The sequence below is a fragment of the Flavobacterium sp. LAR06 genome, from assembly GCF_041946075.1.
Taxonomy (GTDB): domain Bacteria; phylum Bacteroidota; class Bacteroidia; order Flavobacteriales; family Flavobacteriaceae; genus Flavobacterium.
Map to the genome: position 1 here is coordinate 39,244 of NZ_JAUTYT010000002.1, position 18,363 is coordinate 57,606.

Annotated in this window: 11 protein-coding genes; 6 read left to right on the forward strand and 5 right to left on the reverse strand. The window is 32.7% G+C overall.

What is annotated here, in order from left to right; translation table 11 throughout:
• The first annotated feature begins 17 nt into the window (after positions 1-17).
• The 3 genes from Q7C23_RS03410 to Q7C23_RS03420 all read left to right on the forward strand — a co-directional run bounded on the left by Q7C23_RS03410 (position 18) and on the right by Q7C23_RS03420 (position 2,963).
• Complete coding sequence (locus Q7C23_RS03410) at positions 18-548, forward strand: hypothetical protein (RefSeq protein WP_375031191.1); 531 nt, start codon at positions 18-20, stop codon at positions 546-548.
• Between the two features lie 605 nt (positions 549-1,153).
• Entirely contained in the window at positions 1,154-2,578 is a 1,425-nt protein-coding gene (locus tag Q7C23_RS03415) for a sensor histidine kinase (RefSeq protein ID WP_375031192.1), read from the forward strand.
• Positions 2,568-2,963, forward strand: coding sequence for a response regulator (locus Q7C23_RS03420; protein ID WP_375031193.1), 396 nt, complete (start codon positions 2,568-2,570; stop codon positions 2,961-2,963). The genes Q7C23_RS03415 and Q7C23_RS03420 overlap by 11 nt, the downstream gene beginning before the upstream one ends.
• Here the strand turns inward: Q7C23_RS03420 and Q7C23_RS03425 are convergent.
• From Q7C23_RS03425 to Q7C23_RS03435, 3 genes are all read right to left on the reverse strand, one after another.
• Positions 2,960-4,102 (reverse strand): LysM peptidoglycan-binding domain-containing protein, encoded by a 1,143-nt coding sequence (locus Q7C23_RS03425; RefSeq protein WP_375031194.1) that lies wholly within the window; start codon positions 4,100-4,102, stop codon positions 2,960-2,962. The two genes, Q7C23_RS03420 and Q7C23_RS03425, sit on opposite strands and share 4 nt — an antisense overlap.
• A 337-nt stretch (positions 4,103-4,439) precedes the next feature.
• Positions 4,440-6,704 (reverse strand): aconitate hydratase, encoded by a 2,265-nt coding sequence (locus Q7C23_RS03430; protein WP_375031195.1) that lies wholly within the window; start codon positions 6,702-6,704, stop codon positions 4,440-4,442.
• A gap of 120 nt (positions 6,705-6,824) precedes the next feature.
• Complete coding sequence (locus tag Q7C23_RS03435) at positions 6,825-9,596, reverse strand: bifunctional aconitate hydratase 2/2-methylisocitrate dehydratase (RefSeq protein ID WP_375031196.1); 2,772 nt, start codon at positions 9,594-9,596, stop codon at positions 6,825-6,827.
• Positions 9,597-10,031: 435 nt separating this feature from the next.
• Between Q7C23_RS03435 and Q7C23_RS03440 the strand changes: the two genes are divergently transcribed.
• Both Q7C23_RS03440 and xrtN read left to right on the forward strand, forming a co-directional pair.
• Positions 10,032-12,527 carry an XrtN system VIT domain-containing protein gene (locus tag Q7C23_RS03440; protein WP_375031197.1) on the forward strand — a complete coding sequence of 832 codons (2,496 nt, stop codon included), beginning with the start codon at positions 10,032-10,034 and terminating at the stop codon, positions 12,525-12,527.
• On the forward strand, positions 12,528-13,757 hold the full coding sequence (gene xrtN / locus Q7C23_RS03445; protein ID WP_375031198.1) for an exosortase N: 1,230 nt from the start codon (positions 12,528-12,530) through the stop codon (positions 13,755-13,757). It begins immediately after the preceding gene.
• A 59-nt stretch (positions 13,758-13,816) separates the two neighbouring features.
• Here xrtN and Q7C23_RS03450 read toward each other — a convergent pair whose 3' ends face one another.
• Positions 13,817-14,770 (reverse strand): MoxR family ATPase, encoded by a 954-nt coding sequence (locus Q7C23_RS03450; protein WP_072975071.1) that lies wholly within the window; start codon positions 14,768-14,770, stop codon positions 13,817-13,819.
• A gap of 79 nt (positions 14,771-14,849) precedes the next feature.
• Positions 14,850-16,280 (reverse strand): peptidylprolyl isomerase, encoded by a 1,431-nt coding sequence (locus tag Q7C23_RS03455; protein ID WP_375031199.1) that lies wholly within the window; start codon positions 16,278-16,280, stop codon positions 14,850-14,852.
• Between the two features lie 491 nt (positions 16,281-16,771).
• Between Q7C23_RS03455 and Q7C23_RS03460 the strand changes: the two genes are divergently transcribed.
• On the forward strand, positions 16,772-18,211 hold the full coding sequence (locus tag Q7C23_RS03460; RefSeq protein ID WP_375031200.1) for an alpha-amylase: 1,440 nt from the start codon (positions 16,772-16,774) through the stop codon (positions 18,209-18,211).
• Positions 18,212-18,363: the final 152 nt, after the last annotated feature.

Consider the following 18,363-nt stretch of genomic DNA (forward strand, 5'->3'; position numbering starts at 1 on the left):
CATAAAAACCAGTAATTATGATAGTTTGGTCAGGCAGAGGTTTTCTCTCTCTTTTAATTTTATTTATTACCATTTTTTTCTTCATCCCAATTTTACCCGAAACCTATATAATCCAAAGTTTTGTTATTCCACTTTATATTGCAGCAATTTTTAGCTACTTTTTTGGAATTAAATGGAATAAAACTTTAAGAGTTTTCATTGATAAAGAAACCGGTAAAGAAATCAATTTCAAAAGTAATCATGGCTTGTTTTGGATTAATATGGAATATTGGGGAATTATATTTCCTGTACTAGCCCTACTGATGTTGACTCAAAGTTTAGACAAACAAGGAACTGAATTTTACCTTAGTATCTTTTTGATTATAATTGGGATTGCTTGTTTGGCATATTTTAGTATTACCCTTTTTAAAATCAAAAACTCAAAAATTTCGAGCATTCAATTTCAAAAAATAACAACAGAAGCTGAGACGAAACCAAGTTTTGTAAAAGAAGACATTACTGCTAACAAATTTGAAAACGAAGATTCTACTGAGTATCGACCAAAATAACAAACTATATTATAGTTAAAGAACGTTACTTTTCTTCTTCCCTTAATAACCAAAAATAAAGCAGATTTATTGTGAATATTTACGAATTCATCAATAACAGAAAATTAGGATCTTTCCGCAGATTGATTTGTACCTGAAATGTTATATTCTAGCGACAAAAAACTACCTCTTCATCTCCATCGCACCACTGTTCTTTGTTTCAAATTTACCAGCTTTTAAACATTAAAAACAGTTAAACAAAACAAGACCTTTTAGGATGCCTTATTTTATTCCCACAAGATCTACACAAACTTTAGGAGAATTCATTTTTAAGTTAAGAGAATTTACAACAAATCAAAACACCGGCCAAATACCTAATTATCAGATTATTGAATTCTAAAAATAAGACACAAAAGAAAATTCCCACTATTTCAATCTAAATCATTCTTTTTTATTAAATTTGAAAGAGATGTCAAAAGTCTTAAAAACTCAGATATTTCATTAACAATTGTTTATTTTTAAAAAAATAAATCATCTACTCCAGACGATTATTTTAAACATAAAAAATTGTAAGATGTTCATAAAGAATCCAGGAAATCAAATTATTAACTAACAAATACAAAACTATGCTTAAGTTCCCTTTTTTTAAGAAATTACGCTTTGCGAATGTTTTCATTCTGTTACTGATTGTATTTGTTTCTTGTGCTCTATTAATATGTATTAATTACTTTACTATCAAAACCCTGTCTGCGAACAGAGCTTACATAAATGGTGAATCACACTATTCCAAAGGACAAAAAGATGCTTCACGTCATCTGATTACCTATTTGTACACCAAAGATCAAAATCAATGGAAATTATACTTAGAAGAACTAAAAGTTCCACAAGGTGATGGAATCGCAAGAATAACACTTTTAAAAGTAGGCGATAATGAAGCAGCTCGACAAGGATTACTTACAGGACGAAATAAAGAAGAAGACTTAGATGATGTTATATGGTTATTTGAAAACTTTAAGAATGTTTCATTCCTGGCAAAAGCGATAAAAGAATGGGAACAAGGTGATAAATTGATTTCTGAATTATTTAGTATTGGTCAACAAATTAATGCCAAAATAGAGAGAAACATGCTAACCCATACTGATCAACAAAAATATCTTCAAAAAATTAGCGGTATTAGCGACAAACTTACCATTAACGAACGTAACTTCTCTAACACCTTAGGAGAAGGAACTCGACAAATAAAAAGTTTACTTATTATAACAAACATTTTTTTTATCCTAATGATTGTATGTAGCGTTTGCTTGTATTACTCAATAATGGTAAAACGTCTTATCGTTTCTAAAAAAGAAATCGAAGTTAAAAACAAAAACTTAATGATTGTTAATCATGAACTTGACCGCTTTGTTTACAGCGCATCGCATGACCTTCGCTCCCCTATTACATCATTAAAAGGACTTATAGAAATAACACAATTGGAGGATGATCCAAATCAAATTAAAAAATATCTCAACTTAATGAATCAAAGTCTTGCCAAGCAAGATCGCTTTATTAATGATATTATTGATTACTCTAAAAACAAACGATACGAAGTCGTTATGGAACCTGTAAGCCTAATGGAAATATTCGACGAGTCTATTTCTCAACTGATGCATATAGAAAATGCAAATCGAATTAAGTTTACCAAAGAATTGCTAATAGATAAAATTGAAAGTGACAATTTACGTCTAAAAATCATCATTTCTAATTTAATCTCAAATGCCATTAAATATGCAGACAGTAATAAGCAAGAAATGAATGTCTCCATCAAAACCTATTATATAGATGGTTTTCATAAAATTGAAGTGGCTGACAACGGAATTGGAATTAATGATGAATACAAAGACAATATTTTTAAAATGTACTTTGGCACCAACAAAAACAAAGGGTCGGGTTTGGGTCTTTATATAGTCAAAGAGGCGGTAGAAAACATTAAAGGAAACATTTCAGTAAGCTCACAGAGCAATATCGGAAGTAAATTCATAGTAACAATCCCATATGCCTATGCCAGTTAAAAATGTATTTTTATTAATTGAAGACAACCTTATAGATCAGCTTGTCATCAAACAATTACTAAAAAAGGTACTTTGTATAGAAGAAGTGCATATAACCAACAATGGCAAAGAAGGCATTGAGTGGCTTCTTGCTAACAAAAAACTTTACCCATCAATTGTTATTATTCTCGATGTACAAATGCCTGTTATGAATGGCTTTGAATTTTTGAATGCGTATGCTAAACTAGATAGCGAACTAAAGAAAGATAATCAAATTTATGTACTTTCCTCAACATTGGATCCGGACGAAATTAAAGAAATCAGCGAAAGCATCTATGTTACCGATTTTTTAGGCAAGCCTTTCCCAATTGAAGAATTTAGAAATAAAGTTTATCTAAACATTTAAATTTTCTCCAAAACGCGGTTTACCTGCGAAAAAGTTCTTTCGTAATATGGTTCTTTAGTTGAAGAAATTATAACACCTCCGTGAGTAGAGGAGTGAACAAATTTAATTTCTCCATCAGCTACCTCAATTACCATTCCGACGTGATTAATTTGTCGCCTTCCGTTAGTTCTAAAAAAGATAAGATCACCTTTTTGAGCTTCACCTGAATTAACTTTTACTCCAATTCGGGATTGTTCAATAGAACTTCTTGGTAGTTTAATATCAAAATTGCTAAACGTAGAAATCATTAAACCAGAACAGTCAAAACCAGCTCTTGTAGTTCCACCAGACCGATATCGTACTCCAATATTTTCAGTGGCATTCATCACCAACTGATTAATTAAATCTGAATGATTACTTACTCTTATAATTGTAGAAGAATCTTTTTTAATTTCTGAATTTTCAGCAATTTGCACGTTTTGATTCGGAACCGATAAAGAATCTTTTAAAATGGGGTTTATTGGCTGAATCAATGCCTGAGCCGCATCAGCCTTTTCTTTAGATGTACGAATTTTTAAAACATACCCAACCGGTAATTTACCTTTTATAAATGGATTTTGCTTTTCTAATTCCGCAACTGTCAATCCGTATCTTTTGGCAATTGCATATTTTGTTTCTTTAGGCTGAACCTCAACAACTACCTCAACATCCGTTACAATTTTAAGATCATCAATTGGTTTTTCTGAAACTGCTATTGATTTTGATGGTATAGTAATTTGCTGTCCAATTCTCAGCCCTTCCGTCTCTAATGAAGGATTTGCCTTTTTTAAATCATCAACTGAGACATTGTATTTTTTCGATATTCCCCAAAGTGTTTCTTTGGCCTGAATTTCATGCACACCCGGAGTAGTATTTGAAACCGTTTCAGTTGGTTTCATTTCAGAGACCTGATTGATATTTGGAATTAATAAGATTGAATTTAGTTTTAAAACTTTAGGAGCATTTGGGTTTGCCTCTGCAATATCTTTAGCTTTTACTCCGTATTTTTTAGCAATTACAGTAAGATTTTCTCCTTTTGAAATTTTGTGTTTAATATATTTCTCTTGAGAAAAAGCACTTACACTAAAAAAAAACAATACTAATATTAATCTAAAAACCATTTTATTCAATTTAATCCTTCGTAATCTCAAGTTCAATCTGTTTATTTCAAACTTAAAAAAACGAATTGTGTTTTGGGGGAAAGCGAATTTAACTTTTTTAAGCACAAAAAGCACATTTTTTAACACTTAATTTTCCCAAAAGAGACAAATTAAAAATAATAAAAACCAAAAACCATTGATTACAACCCAATTATACACATGTCATTTTCTTTAAAAGTCAACTTAAAACCAAATTGCTACCTGAACAAGAACAATATTTTTTTGGTTAGCAGTCGTTTCCTAAATAAAAAACGCTCTGTTTTTACAGAGCGTTTTTAGTATAATTAAATCTTAAAGATTAAGCTTTTCCAGCAGCAATTAAGTTTAATGCTGAACCTGCAACAAACCAGCCAATTTGACCTGCGTTGTAAGTATGGTTTGCCAGGATAATATCTTTAGTACCATCCGCATGAAGAAACTCTAATGTTAGTGGTTTTCCTGGAGCAAACTCCGTTAAATCAGTAAAATTAATAGTGTCATTCTCCTGAATTTTATCATAATCAGCTTCGTTAGCAAAAGTCAATCCTAAAAGACCTTGTTTTTTAAGGTTGGTTTCATGAATACGAGCGAAAGATTTTACTAATACTGCTTTTACACCTAAGAAACGTGGCTCCATAGCAGCGTGTTCACGAGATGAACCTTCTCCATAATTATGATCTCCCACAACAATAGAAGGAACTCCAGCCGCTTTATAGGCACGAGCTACAGCAGGAACTGCATCATAATCACCTGTTAATTGATTTTTAACCGAGTTTGTTTTTTGATTGAAGGCATTCACAGCACCAATCAACATATTGTTAGAAATATTATCTAAATGCCCACGGAAACGCAACCATGGCCCAGCCATAGAAATATGGTCAGTAGTACATTTTCCGAATGCTTTGATCAATAATTTTGCACCTGTGATATTTTTACCATCCCAAGCATCAAAAGGAGCTAATAATTGCAGACGATCAGATGTTGGACTTACAACAACCTGAACTCCAGATCCATCTTCTGCCGGAACCTGGAAGCCCGGATCTTTAACATCAAATCCTTTTGGAGGCAATTCATCTCCTGTTGGAGCTTCAAGCCTTACTTCTTCTCCATCTTCATTGATTAAAGTATCTGTTAACGGATTAAAGCCTAAATCACCAGCAATAGCCATAGCAGTAACCAATTCCGGAGAACCAACAAAAGCTAAAGTATTTGGATTACCATCTGCACGTTTTGAGAAGTTGCGATTGAAAGAGTGAACAATAGTGTTTCTTTCTTCTTTCTCTGCTCCTTCTCTGTCCCACATACCAATACATGGTCCACAGGCATTAGCAAAAACAGTTGCTCCAATTTTCTCGAAAGTATCGATAAATCCATCTCTTTCAATTGTATAACGAACTACTTCAGAACCTGGCGTAATTGTAAACTGAGATTTGGTCTTTAAGTTTTTAGCACTTACTTGTCTTGCCAAAGAAGCGGCACGGGCGATATCTTCGTAAGAAGAATTTGTACAAGAACCAATTAAACCAACCTGAATCTGTAATGGCCAGTTATTTTTGATTGCTTCTTCTTTCATTTTAGAAATTGGAGTCGCTAAATCCGGAGTAAAAGGACCGTTTAAATGTGGTTCTAATTCAGACAAATTGATTTCGATAACCTGATCAAAATATTTTTCCGGATTAGCGTATACCTCAGGATCTCCTGTTAAATAAGATGCTACTTTATCTGCAGCATCAGCAACATCAGCTCTGTTTGTAGAACGCAGGTAACGGCTCATTGAATCATCATAACCAAAAGTTGAAGTTGTAGCTCCAATTTCAGCCCCCATGTTACAAATAGTACCTTTTCCTGTACAAGACATAGAAGTTGCACCTTCCCCAAAATATTCAACAATAGCACCTGTACCACCTTTTACAGTTAGAATACCGGCAACTTTAAGAATAACATCTTTAGGAGCAGTCCATCCTGATAATTTACCAGTTAATTTTACACCAATCAATTTAGGAAATTTAAGCTCCCAAGCCATACCAGACATAACGTCTACGGCATCAGCCCCACCAACACCAATAGCTACCATTCCTAAACCACCTGCATTTACAGTATGAGAGTCGGTACCAATCATCATTCCGCCCGGGAATGCATAATTTTCAAGCACTACCTGGTGAATAATTCCGGCTCCTGGCTTCCAGAAACCAATTCCGTATTTATTAGAAACTGACGATAAGAAATCGAAAACTTCGTTACTTTGTGTTTTTGCTCGCGCCAAATCGGTTGCAGCATCTACTTTTGCCTGAATCAGGTGATCACAGTGCACTGTTGTAGGAACTGCTACTTTAGGCTTTCCAGCGTGCATAAATTGCAGTAATGCCATTTGAGCCGTTGCATCTTGACATGCGACACGATCTGGTGCAAAATCAACATAATCAACTCCTCTTCCAAACGCCTTCGTTGGATCTCCATCCCACAGGTGATTGTACAAAATTTTCTCCGTTAAGGTAAGTGGACGACCTACAATCTCGCGTGCTTTGTCAACACGACCTGGCATGTTCTCATACACTTTTTTAATCATTTCAATATCAAAAGCCATAAGTATAATTGTTTTTTTATTTTTATTTTGAACATGACAAGATACAAAAAATAGAGTAGCCATAAAAGAAAAAGCCCGAGAATAACTCGGGCTTTTGCATATAATTAACTAATCTGATGATTACATAACTAATAATTTATGAGAAGGTGCAAATCTGGTCAAATTGATACCATCTACTGCAGCAGTATATTCATCTAAAGTAGGAGTTCTACCAAGGATTGTAGACAATACCACAACCGGTGTAGACGAAAGCAATGATTCTCCTTTTTTACCTTCAGTATCCTCAACTACTCTTCCCTGGAAAAGACGCGTAGAAGTTGCCATTACAGTATCTCCTTTTGCCGCTTTTTCCTGATTACCCATACAAAGGTTACAACCTGGACGCTCTAAATACAGCATTTTCTCATATTCTGTACGCGCCGCACCTTTAGGTGCATTGTCATCAAATTCGAAACCTGAGTATTTCTGTAAAACTTCCCAGTCACCTTCAGCTTTAAGCTCATCTACAATGTTATAAGTTGGAGGTGCCACTACAAGTGGCGCTTTAAACTCAACCTTCCCGTGTAGATTTTCTATATTTTTAAGCATCTGAGCAAGGATTTTCATATCTCCTTTATGAACCATGCAAGAACCAATAAATCCAAGATCTACTTTTTTATCTCCTCCGTAGAAAGATAAAGGTCTGATAGTATCGTGAGTATATCTTTTAGAAACATCAACGTTGTTCACGTCTGGATCAGCAATCATTGGTTCGATAATTTGATCAAGATCAACTACTACTTCAGCGTAATATTTAGCGTTTGAATCTGGAGTTAAGGCCGGTTTCTCTGCCGATTTAATCTCTGTAATTCGCTTATCTGCTTTATTGATCAACCCCTGAAGAACTTGTTTATGATTGTCCATTCCCTTGTCAATCATGATCTGGATTCTTCCTTTTGCAATCTCTAATGATTCAATCAAAGTATCATCTTCAGAAATACAAATAGAAGCTTTTGCTTTCATTTCTGCAGTCCAGTCTGTAAAAGTAAAGGCCTGGTCAGCAGTAAGAGTTCCTAGATGAACCTCGATAATTCTACCTTGGAATACGTTTTCACCACCAAACTTTTTAAGCATCTGAGATTGTGTAGCATGAACTACATCACGGAAGTCCATATACCCTTTCATTTCTCCAACAAAAGTCACTTTTACTGATTCTGGAATTGGCATTGAAGCTTCACCAGTCGCAAGTGCAAGAGCAACAGTTCCTGAGTCGGCACCAAAAGCAACACCTTTAGACATTCTTGTATGAGAGTCACCACCAATAATGATAGCCCACTCGTCTATTGTAATATCATTAAGAACTTTATGAATAACATCAGTCATTGAATGATAAACTCCTTTCGGGTCACGAGCTGTGATTAATCCGAAATCGTTCATAAATTTCATCAATTTTGGAATATTTGCCTGAGCTTTTTTATCCCATACTGAAGCTGTATGACAACCAGATTGGTATGCACCATCAACGATTGGTGAAATTACTGTAGCAGCCATAGACTCCAATTCCTGAGCAGTCATAAGACCGGTCGTATCTTGTGAACCTACAATATTAACTTCTACTCGAACATCAGAACCAGCGTGTAATACTTTACCCGGAGTTATTCCAACAGCATTTCTGTTAAAGATTTTTTCTACTGCTGTAAGACCTTGTCCTTCAATAGAAATTTCTTTTGATGGAGCAAACACAAGAGGAGCTTCAACATCTAAAACTTTAGCTGCAAATGTTTGAAGTTTTTTACCAAATACAATTGCGTATGATCCTCCAGCTTTTATAAATTCCATTTTCTGAGGCGTGAATGCCTTAGAAATATCAATAAGTTCTTGGTCCCCGTTATAAAGTTTCTTTGTTTTTGTATTTATTGTAAGTACAGTTCCGGTAGCAACAGAATATGCTTCTTCCAGAATTGGCTCATTATTCTCATTACGAATAACGTTACCTTCTACATCTAGTTTTTTAATCCAATTTTTAAGATCTAAACCAATACCACCAGTAACATCAACAGTTGTTAGGAAAATTGGCGAAATACCATTTGTTCCCGCAACGATTGGAGCAATATTGATAAATGGAACATACGGACTTGCTTTTTTACCTGTCCAAAGTGCCACATTATTTACACCTGACATCCTTGATGACCCCACACCCATTGTACCTTTCTCAGCAATCAACATAACGCTTGCGTCAGGGTGTTTTGCTTGTAATGCCTGAATTTCCTCTTGTGCCTGAGGAGTAATCATGCATTTACCATGAAGTTCACGATCAGAACGCGAGTGAGCCTGATTACCAGGAGATAATAAATCTGTCGAAATATCACCTTCACCAGCAATAAAAGTAACCACTTTAATTTCTTCAACTACTTCTGGCAATGCAGTAAAGAATTCTGCTTTTGCATAGCTTTCAAGAATTTCTCTTGCTATTGCATTATCATTTTTAAATGCTTCTTTTAGACGGTCTGTGTCAGCTTCATAAAGGTAAACTTGTGTCTTTAGAACATTTGCTGCTTCTTTTGCAATAGCAACATCATTACCTAGCGCTAAATCCAATAAAACTTCAATAGAAGGTCCACCTTTCATGTGTGATAATAATTCAAAAGCAAAAGCAGGTGTTATTTCTTTAACCTCGAATTGACCAAGAATAATTTCTTTTAAAAATTTAGCTTTAAGACCAGCAGCACTAGTAGTTCCTGGTACCACATTATAAATAAAGAAGTTAAGAGAATCTTCTCTGTACTCATTATTCAAATCTTTAATTTGTTCGATGATATCACTTAATAATTCTGCACCATCGATTGGCTTTGGGTGAAGCCCTTGTGTTTTTCTTTCTCCAATTTCTTGGATGTAATCCTTATAAATGTTCATAATGGAGGTATTTTCTAGGTATTTTTATTTTTTTGTTCGCAAATTTAGCTATTAAAGGCGAGAATTAAAAAAAATATAATGGAAGTCGCCTTTTTAAAAATTATTATTATTAAAAAACGATTTTGACCGCCTCTTTTTGCCAAAATATCAATTTTATATTAAAATAATGAATTATTGGTATTTTAAAATCTTTTCTTTAACAAAGTCGAAATTTGTTGTTAGAAATGAAGTGAGATTTTACATCGTTTTTCACTAAGAATCTTTCTAAATAAGAATTTATAACGTTATAGTTGTGTTTTTTCCTTCTTTTTTAAACGTTCATCCGGAAGAAATCGAAACTCTAAAAAGGCTTTCGAAAAAAATGAAACAAAAAATCTTGTAATTCAAAATTTTTATTAACTTTGTGTTTCAAAGTACTTTTAAATAAATACAACTATGAAATACAAAATAGAAATTTTAAATTATTACGCTCAAAAACCAGGAGTTCTAATTAGCTTAGTAGTCACACTCTTCAGTACTATCTTTTTCATCAGTTCACTTGTAAGTAGTGAATTCCATTTTCACAATTCTGAATCTATTGCTATACCAAGTTTAATATTTGAGTTTGTTTATGGAACAGTGCTTTCTTTTTTAATTTTAAGAGATAAAGAAACCTACATTCATCTTACTTCCTTTTTAATATTGAATTGGTTTATTGGATGTTTCAGTCTTAATACTTTGATTCCAATTTTTGAGGATTTGCCTATTTGGGTTTATATAGCAACTTTTACTTTCTGTATTTCTAATTTCTTTATATACAGAAACTCAGACGAAAGCGCAAATACTCCTTATTACTTTTTCTTTAATGGACTTTCTTTCACCATAATACTTTACTTCGCACTATATCTTATTCCGGTTATGCCTTATTCCTTTATCGGAATCATTGCATTAGGATTAGGCTTTTATGGTTTGGTTCCCGCCCTGGTTATTATTATTCACACACTAACTGTTCTTCGTTATTTAGCGCGAAACCGAATTTACTTTATTTCTTTCAGTGCTGGATTTTCAATTGTGGTAATTAGTTTACTGGTTTTCACAATAGGATTAAGTCTTGAAAGTAATAGAATAGCAAAGACTGCAATGGTGAAATCCTTTAATAACAATGATGATTTACCCAATTATATTGCTGTTTCACAAAATCTAAAGCCAAATTTTTTTAATGAAATACTATTAAAGAAAGATATTGTTTATACAGGCCCTGATGATTTTTTTTCATTTGACAATTTTAATTCCTTTAGCAATCAGCAATTCAACGAAAGAAAAACCCACAATCCTTTTATTAGTATTGCCTATTTATTTTGCAAAGATCCTGGTCTGAGCAATGATGATAAAATAAACATACTGAAATCTAATTTTGACAAAAGATTAGAAACGGAAGAACAATTGTGGAGCGGTGAAAATCTCTTTACCAAAAGCATTAAAGAAGATATAAAAATTTATTCTGATTCTCGTTTAGCTTATACTGAAATCACAATGAATATTGCTGCCGCAGAAAATTCATGGCAAAATCAGGAGGCTATTTATTCTTTTCAATTACCTGAAGGATCCGTTGCTACTTCACTTTCTCTTTGGGTAAACGGAATTGAGCGAAAAGGTATTTTAACTACTAAAGAAAAAGCAAAGAAAGCATACACAAAAATTGTTGGTGTAGAATACCGTGATCCTTCATTAATGCAATGGAAAGAAGGAAACAAAGTTGTAGTAAGAGTTTTTCCCATAAACAACAAAACACCAAGAACATTTAAATGTGGCTTTACAACTCCTTTAAAAGTACAAGATCATCAAATGAACTATCAGAGCCTTTCTATAAAAGGTCCGAATATTTCAAATTCAGAAACAATTTCAAGAATTCAAGTAGTTGGAAACACAAAAATTGAGACCAGCAAAGACTTCGAACTCAAAAATGGATTTTTCATAAATCAATCAAAAGGACTGGACGATTGGCAGGCAACTCTGCCTTTAAACAAAATTAACCATAATTCATTTGCCTGGAAAAACAACATTTATGAAGTTAAAGACATTCAGAAAACCGTTATTCCTTTTACTCCTTCTGAAATTATTCTCGATTTAAACACCAATTGGACTATCAAGCAAATCGAGTCCATTGTAAATCTTGATAAAAAAAATATGTACGTTTTTATTAATGGTCAAAAAACAGCAATTAATAAAGAAAATTTTAAAGCCATTCTGTTAGATTTTGAAGATTTTCATTATTCTTTATTACCACTTTACAAACTTGCCGAAAATAGTTTGATTGTTACAAAATCAGGAACATTTTCAGCCAATTTTGAAGATTTAGAAAACTCAAATTACTTGAAAAAAATTAAAACAGAAACCAAAGAAAGAAACATCAAGGTTATTAATATTTCCGCTGACATAAACCCATTTTGGCAAACAGTTAAAGAACAAAAATATGCCGATTACTTTCAGACGAGTTTAAAAAACAGCTTAAAAATGATTGAGCAACATCAATTCATTTTGTTTAAATCGGCAAAAAACACAGTAAATATTGAACCTGCACAAATTTCTATTCAGGAAAACATAAAAGATAGTATTTCAAAAAGTAATGGTACAAATCATATTTACAGAATGTATGCATTTGGAAAAGTTCTGGAAGAACATGTAGAAATCCAAGGAGACACTTTGGCTAATAATCAATATGTTGAAATAGCAAAAGACGCTAATATCGTTACACCAATCTCCTCTTTAATTGTTCTTGAAACCGACGACGATTACAAAAAGAACGGTATTGAGAAAAATGTAAATACGCTAGGAAATGCTTCTATAAACAATGACGGTTCGGTTCCGGAACCACATGAATGGCTTTTAATTATCATAGGAACTATAACACTTTACTTCTATTATAGAAAAAACAAAAAACAGACTATTTAAATGAATCATCTATTGAAATACCAAAAAACGATCAGCATCTTTATTGTTTTCTGTCTTTTGATTGTAAATTATAAGATTGTATTGACAGGACTTGACAGCAATTTGTTCGGAATTATATTTTCAATAGCGTTATTTTTTATTGGGGGAAGAAAAACGACCTTAAATCTAAACTTCCCTCTTTTTGCAATGCTTTTTATACTAGAATTTATCAGCTACCGTCTGCATACCAAATCGATACATTTTCTAGCTTTGGCTTTATTTATCTGCCTTATATATTATAACATAACCCAAAAGTTTTCTTTTATTGCATTCATCTGTATTTTGTTGTTTTCTTCGCTCTTTAATACCTTTTTCGATTATATGACAACGGAAATAAAACAATCTCTTTGCTATTACGTGTATGTAACATTGAAAAACTTTATTCCAATCAATAAAATAGAGGGTGTCAATTTTTATATCAACAATTCCAAAATTACAGTCGACACTGCCTGTATGGGGCTATCCATGTTTAAGACTGGATTATTGTCTGGAGCGCTTTTACTGACTTTGGAAGAAAAGAAACATCATAAGTATTTCAGCATTATACAAATTTTTCTTTTTTGCTGTCTTTTGATTGCGCTGAATATTATTTCAAATTATTTCAGAATCATCACTTTGATTTTATTTAATTGTACCGAAGAAAATGTATTACATCATACTATTGGAATAATCTGTTTCATATTTTATCAAATTATACCAATGCTTTTTTTAATCCGATTCTTTAAACCGAAAAAAGAAGATATCGAAATAAAGAAGAATCTTTACCCGATTTTCTTCATTATATTTCCTGCAATACTGATATTCGTAACAAGTTTTGAAATTAAAAAAGAACAACATTATAATTTACTTGAAAACCTAAATCAAGAATATAAAAATAAAAAAGGAATTTGGCTAAATAAGGAAGTATTTAAAATCGTAACACCAGACAAACTGGTTTATATTAAAACCTCCAATCATAGACCGTTGGTCTGCTGGACGGGTGCGGGATATAAAATAATCGAATCAAAAGAAGTTAAAAAAGGAAATGAAAAAATCTGGCGTGTTAAAATGGAGAAAAATCAAATTCAATATTACTCTTACTGGTGGTATGAATGCAATAATAAAAAGTACACTTCGCTTATAGAAGTTCTTTTGATCAAATTATTTGACAACAAACCTGTTCGCCTGGTAAATGAAACAACTAAAGTTTAGCCATAAAAAAAGCCAAACAATTTTAGATTTGTTTGACTTTTTTATCTTTTTATATTACTCTACAATAACTTCTGAATAATAATATCTTCTGTTATTCCTTCAGCATCAGCTTTGTAATTTTTAATAATTCTGTGACGTAAAATTCCTGTTGCAACAGCTTTTACATCTTCAATATCCGGAGAAAATTTACCATGAAAAGCTGCATGTGCTTTTGCTGCCAAAATTAAATTTTGAGAAGCCCTAGGTCCGGCACCCCAGTCTAAATAGTTTTTTACAAAATCATTAGATAATTTATTGTCTGGACGAGTTTTGCTTACCAAAGTCACAGCATACTCAATAACATTGTCAGCAACAGGAATTCTGCGGATCAAGTGTTGAAAATCGATAATTTCCTGTGCAGTAAATAATGGATTGATCGTTGTTTTAGCATCAGATGTTGTACGTTTTACAACCTGTACTTCTTCTTCAAAAGTTGGATATTCTAATTTTATAGCAAACATAAAACGATCTAACTGTGCTTCCGGTAATGGATACGTTCCTTCCTGCTCAATTGGGTTTTGAGTTGCCAATACAAAGTATGGTAAATCTAATTTATAGTTTTGACCAGCAATAGTTACCGAACGTTCCTGCATGGCTTCAAGTAAAGCTGCTTGTGTTTTTGGCGGCGTTCTGTTGATCTCGTCTGCTAAAATAATGTTTGAAAAAATGGGTCCTTTGATGAATTTAAACTGTCTGTTCTCATCAAGAATTTCACTTCCTAAAATATCCGAAGGCATTAAATCCGGAGTAAACTGAATTCTTTTAAAATCTAATCCTAAAGCCTGAGACAAAGTGTTTATCATTAACGTTTTTGCCAAACCCGGAACCCCAATTAAAAGAGCGTGTCCTCCTGAAAATATACACAGTAAAATTTGATCTACAACTGCATCCTGGCCTACAATGATTTTTGCTATTTCTGATTTTAATTCGTTTCTCTTTTGAACTAAATTATGAATTGCTGCTACGTCAGACATTTAAGTATGTTTTTTAAATTAAAAAAGAGTTAGCTCTATGAATTCATAAAACTAACTCTTTTTATTTATTTAATAAAAATTATTTTTTCAACCAATTGTTTGCAAAAGCACAATCTCTGTATTCTCCAATAATTTTAATGTACGTATCTTTAATCTTAGTATCGAACCATTTTCCAATTGCTTCAATCTGTTTTTCTTTCAGTGCCAAATCTTTAATTTTTGTATAATCTTTAGCATAATCAGCAACGTGTTCATCAATTCTATTCGTAACCGTAATTAATTTATACGTTTTCTTCCCTTTTTCATCTGTACTTAAAAGTGGCTGAGAAACTTCAGTGTCCTTTAAATTTGAAACCTGACTGTATAATGTTGGATCCATCTTAGTCAACTCAAAACGTGTATCTTGTGTATTAGGATTTATAAGGATTCCACCATTTGCTCTAGTTTCTTTTTCATCAGACTCAGTTCTTGCTGCATCAGCAAAAGAAATTTCATTACCCACTATCTTATTCCTGATATTGGTAATTCTTTCTTTGGCTTCTTTCAAAGCATCTTCCGATACAGTCGGAGCTATTAAAATATGACGTAATTCCACTTCCTGCCCTTTAATTTTATCTACCATAATAATATGAAAACCGTAAATAGTTTCAAAAGGCTCCGAAACCTCGCCTTCTTGCAAACTAAATGCTACGTCTTTAAATTCTTTAACGAAAGAAGTTTTTCTATTCATTTTATAATAACCTCCATTAGAAGAAGATCCCGGGTCCTGCGAATATAAAACGGCTTTTGTAGCAAAACTTGAGCCTTCAAGAACATCTTTTCTGATAGCATTTAATCTATCGATTACTTTCTGTTTATCTTCCTTAGAGACCTTAGGTTCTACCACAATCTGTGCTACTTCCATCTCAGCTCCAAAAGTTGGCAAATCCTCTTTTGGTATTTTTTTAAAGAAATTACGAACTTCTTCAGGTGTAATCTGTACACCGTCAACAATTTTATCTCGCATCTCTGAAGATAATTTTTGCTCTTTTAAAATATCCGCAAAATAGGTTTTAAATTCTTCTACTGAACTTTTTTTGTAATATTCAACTACTTTGTTAATATCACCAACTTGTTTTACCATATAATTCAGTCGGTCTTCCATCATCCCCCTAACTTCTGCATCACTAACTATAATACTATCCTGAATCGCCTGATGTGCATATAGTTTATCTTCTAAAAGCTTACCAAGCATCTGACATCTTGTGATGTCTTTTACATTCCCACCCTGAGCAGCAATTTCTAAAAATCCTTTATCAATATCTGAATCTAAAACAATATAATCTCCAACAGTAGCAATAATACCGTCAACTTTTAGTTTCTGTCCAGAAGGAACTTCAACTGGTTTTTGAGCCACAACATCCGGAATGATTTCCTGAGCTGAAACAACTGAGTTGAAAAAAAGTAAAAAACACATTGTCAACACTAGTTTGTAATCAATTGTTTTTAGCTGTAATTTTTTTAATAACATTATTTTAAATTTAATTTGAATGTAAAGATCTTGCCTTCGTATTTCGTTTTCAAACCAAAAATCACTAAATAATTAAGATCTAGTTCTTTTTAACTTATAACGAACAAAAATAACAATTCAATCACATAATACAACTATCAGCCATACTATTAACAAAAAATTATATGGCCCGCATTTTAATTTCATAAATAGAACCGATTTCTCACAGCTTATTCATCAAAAAGAGGGCTAAACCTCATTCCTGTATTTTTTCAGAAATTACTTTATCGAGAATACAAATAGCTAAAATACAAGGAAATAAAAAAAAGTTTTAAACACTACAACGTTTTCGTTGTATAACTATTTTTTTGTAAAAACAAACCGAATTAAAAAACACATACTTTAGATGCGTAATTAATAATTTCAGGGTATTAAAATTACGAAATATCACTTTTAAGTGCCTGAAAACAAATAATTACAAACTTTATTAACCTTTTAACCAAATCTAAATTATGAAAAACCACAATGCAAAAATCTATTTGATGACGGCAATCACGGCCTTTTTTTGTTCGTGTTCGCCAAATGAAACAAATGAAGTTGATTCAAGAGTTGCAAGTCAACAATTTGAAATTATTAATGTCACACATCATGATGGAAAGCCTTTCAGTACCGGAACTAAATCTTCACTAACCGGAAAGTATGTTGATAATCCAGGTGGAGGTGTTATGATGCAAGCCTTTTATTGGGATGTTCCTGCTGGTGGAACCTGGTGGAATACTGTTAGCGGAAAAGTAACTGCATGGTCGAATGCCGGAATTGGTTCAATTTGGCTTCCTCCTGCTTCTAAAGCACAAAATGGTCCCTTTTCAATGGGATATGACCCAACTGATTATTTTGATTTTGGAGATTACAATCAAAACGGAACTACAGAAACCCGATTTGGTTCGAAAACAGAATTAGTAAGTTTAATTACAAAAGCGCATACTGAAAACATGAAAGTATATGCCGATATTGTAATTAATCACAATAGCGGAGGACAATCAGAAGCTAATCCTTTTACTGGCACCAACACCTGGACTAATTTTAATGGAGTTGCATCTGGAAAATTCAAACGTACTTATGTAAATTTTTATAAAAATAGTTATGGTAATAACGATGAAGGCTCCTTTGGAGGTTTTCCAGATTTATGTCATGCCGATCCTTATGTGCAAGACTGGTTATGGAAAAGAGCTGACGGCGTTGGTAAATATTATAAAAATACAATGAAATTTGATGGCTGGAGATTTGACTACGTAAAAGGTTTTGCTCCTTGGGTTGTTTATGATTGGAATGCAAACGTAGGTGGATTTTCTGTTGGTGAATTATGGGATTCTAACGTAGACATCCTAAACAACTGGGCTAATAGTGCTAACAGTTCTGTATTTGATTTTGCCTGTTATTACAAAATGAATGATGCTTTTGACGGAAATAATTTAGCTCTTTTGAACGATGATATGATGTGGAAAAGAAATCCATACAAAGCTGTAACATTTGTTGCAAATCATGATACTGATGAGATTTCAAATAAACTATTGGCTTATTCATACATTCTAACACATGAAGGATATCCAACAATCTTTTACAGAGATTACGAAGAATGGCTAGACAAAAACAAATTAAATAACTTGATTTGGATTCACAACAATAAAGCCACTGGAAACACTTCTATTTTATATTCAGATAATGATGAATATGTAGCAAGAAGAAATGGATATAATGGAAATCCAGGATTGGTAGTTTATATTAACAACTCAACGGTTTGGCAAGAAAGATGGATTCAGACAAATTGGGCAAATACCCAAATCAAAGATTTTACAGGAAATTCAACTTGGTACCCAACTACTCAAGCAGATAAATGGGTAAAAATTCAATGTCCGCCAAAAGGATATTCAGTTTGGTCTATTAATCAATAATTCTCCAAAACAATAATTTAAAGACTGTTCTAAAAAAACAGTCTTTTTTTTGCTTAAAAGTTTCTGCTCATAAAGTAATGACTTCTAAATTATAGAAGTGAATATTTTTATTAAGCCGTAATTAATAGTACTTTTGCAAACCTATTTATACA

Bases quoted from the DNA above. Each gene is read 5' to 3' on its own strand.
- Q7C23_RS03410 (WP_375031191.1), top strand. From the start codon at position 18: ATGATAGTTTGGTCAGGCAGAGGTTTTCTCTCTCTTTTAATTTTATTT.
- Q7C23_RS03415 (WP_375031192.1), top strand. From the start codon at position 1,154: ATGCTTAAGTTCCCTTTTTTTAAGAAATTACGCTTTGCGAATGTTTTC.
- Q7C23_RS03420 (WP_375031193.1), top strand. From the start codon at position 2,568: ATGCCAGTTAAAAATGTATTTTTATTAATTGAAGACAACCTTATAGAT.
- Q7C23_RS03425 (WP_375031194.1), bottom strand. From the start codon at position 4,102: ATGGTTTTTAGATTAATATTAGTATTGTTTTTTTTTAGTGTAAGTGCT.
- Q7C23_RS03430 (WP_375031195.1), bottom strand. From the start codon at position 6,704: ATGGCTTTTGATATTGAAATGATTAAAAAAGTGTATGAGAACATGCCA.
- Q7C23_RS03435 (WP_375031196.1), bottom strand. From the start codon at position 9,596: ATGAACATTTATAAGGATTACATCCAAGAAATTGGAGAAAGAAAAACA.
- Q7C23_RS03440 (WP_375031197.1), top strand. From the start codon at position 10,032: ATGAAATACAAAATAGAAATTTTAAATTATTACGCTCAAAAACCAGGA.
- xrtN (WP_375031198.1), top strand. From the start codon at position 12,528: ATGAATCATCTATTGAAATACCAAAAAACGATCAGCATCTTTATTGTT.
- Q7C23_RS03450 (WP_072975071.1), bottom strand. From the start codon at position 14,770: ATGTCTGACGTAGCAGCAATTCATAATTTAGTTCAAAAGAGAAACGAA.
- Q7C23_RS03455 (WP_375031199.1), bottom strand. From the start codon at position 16,280: ATGTTATTAAAAAAATTACAGCTAAAAACAATTGATTACAAACTAGTG.
- Q7C23_RS03460 (WP_375031200.1), top strand. From the start codon at position 16,772: ATGAAAAACCACAATGCAAAAATCTATTTGATGACGGCAATCACGGCC.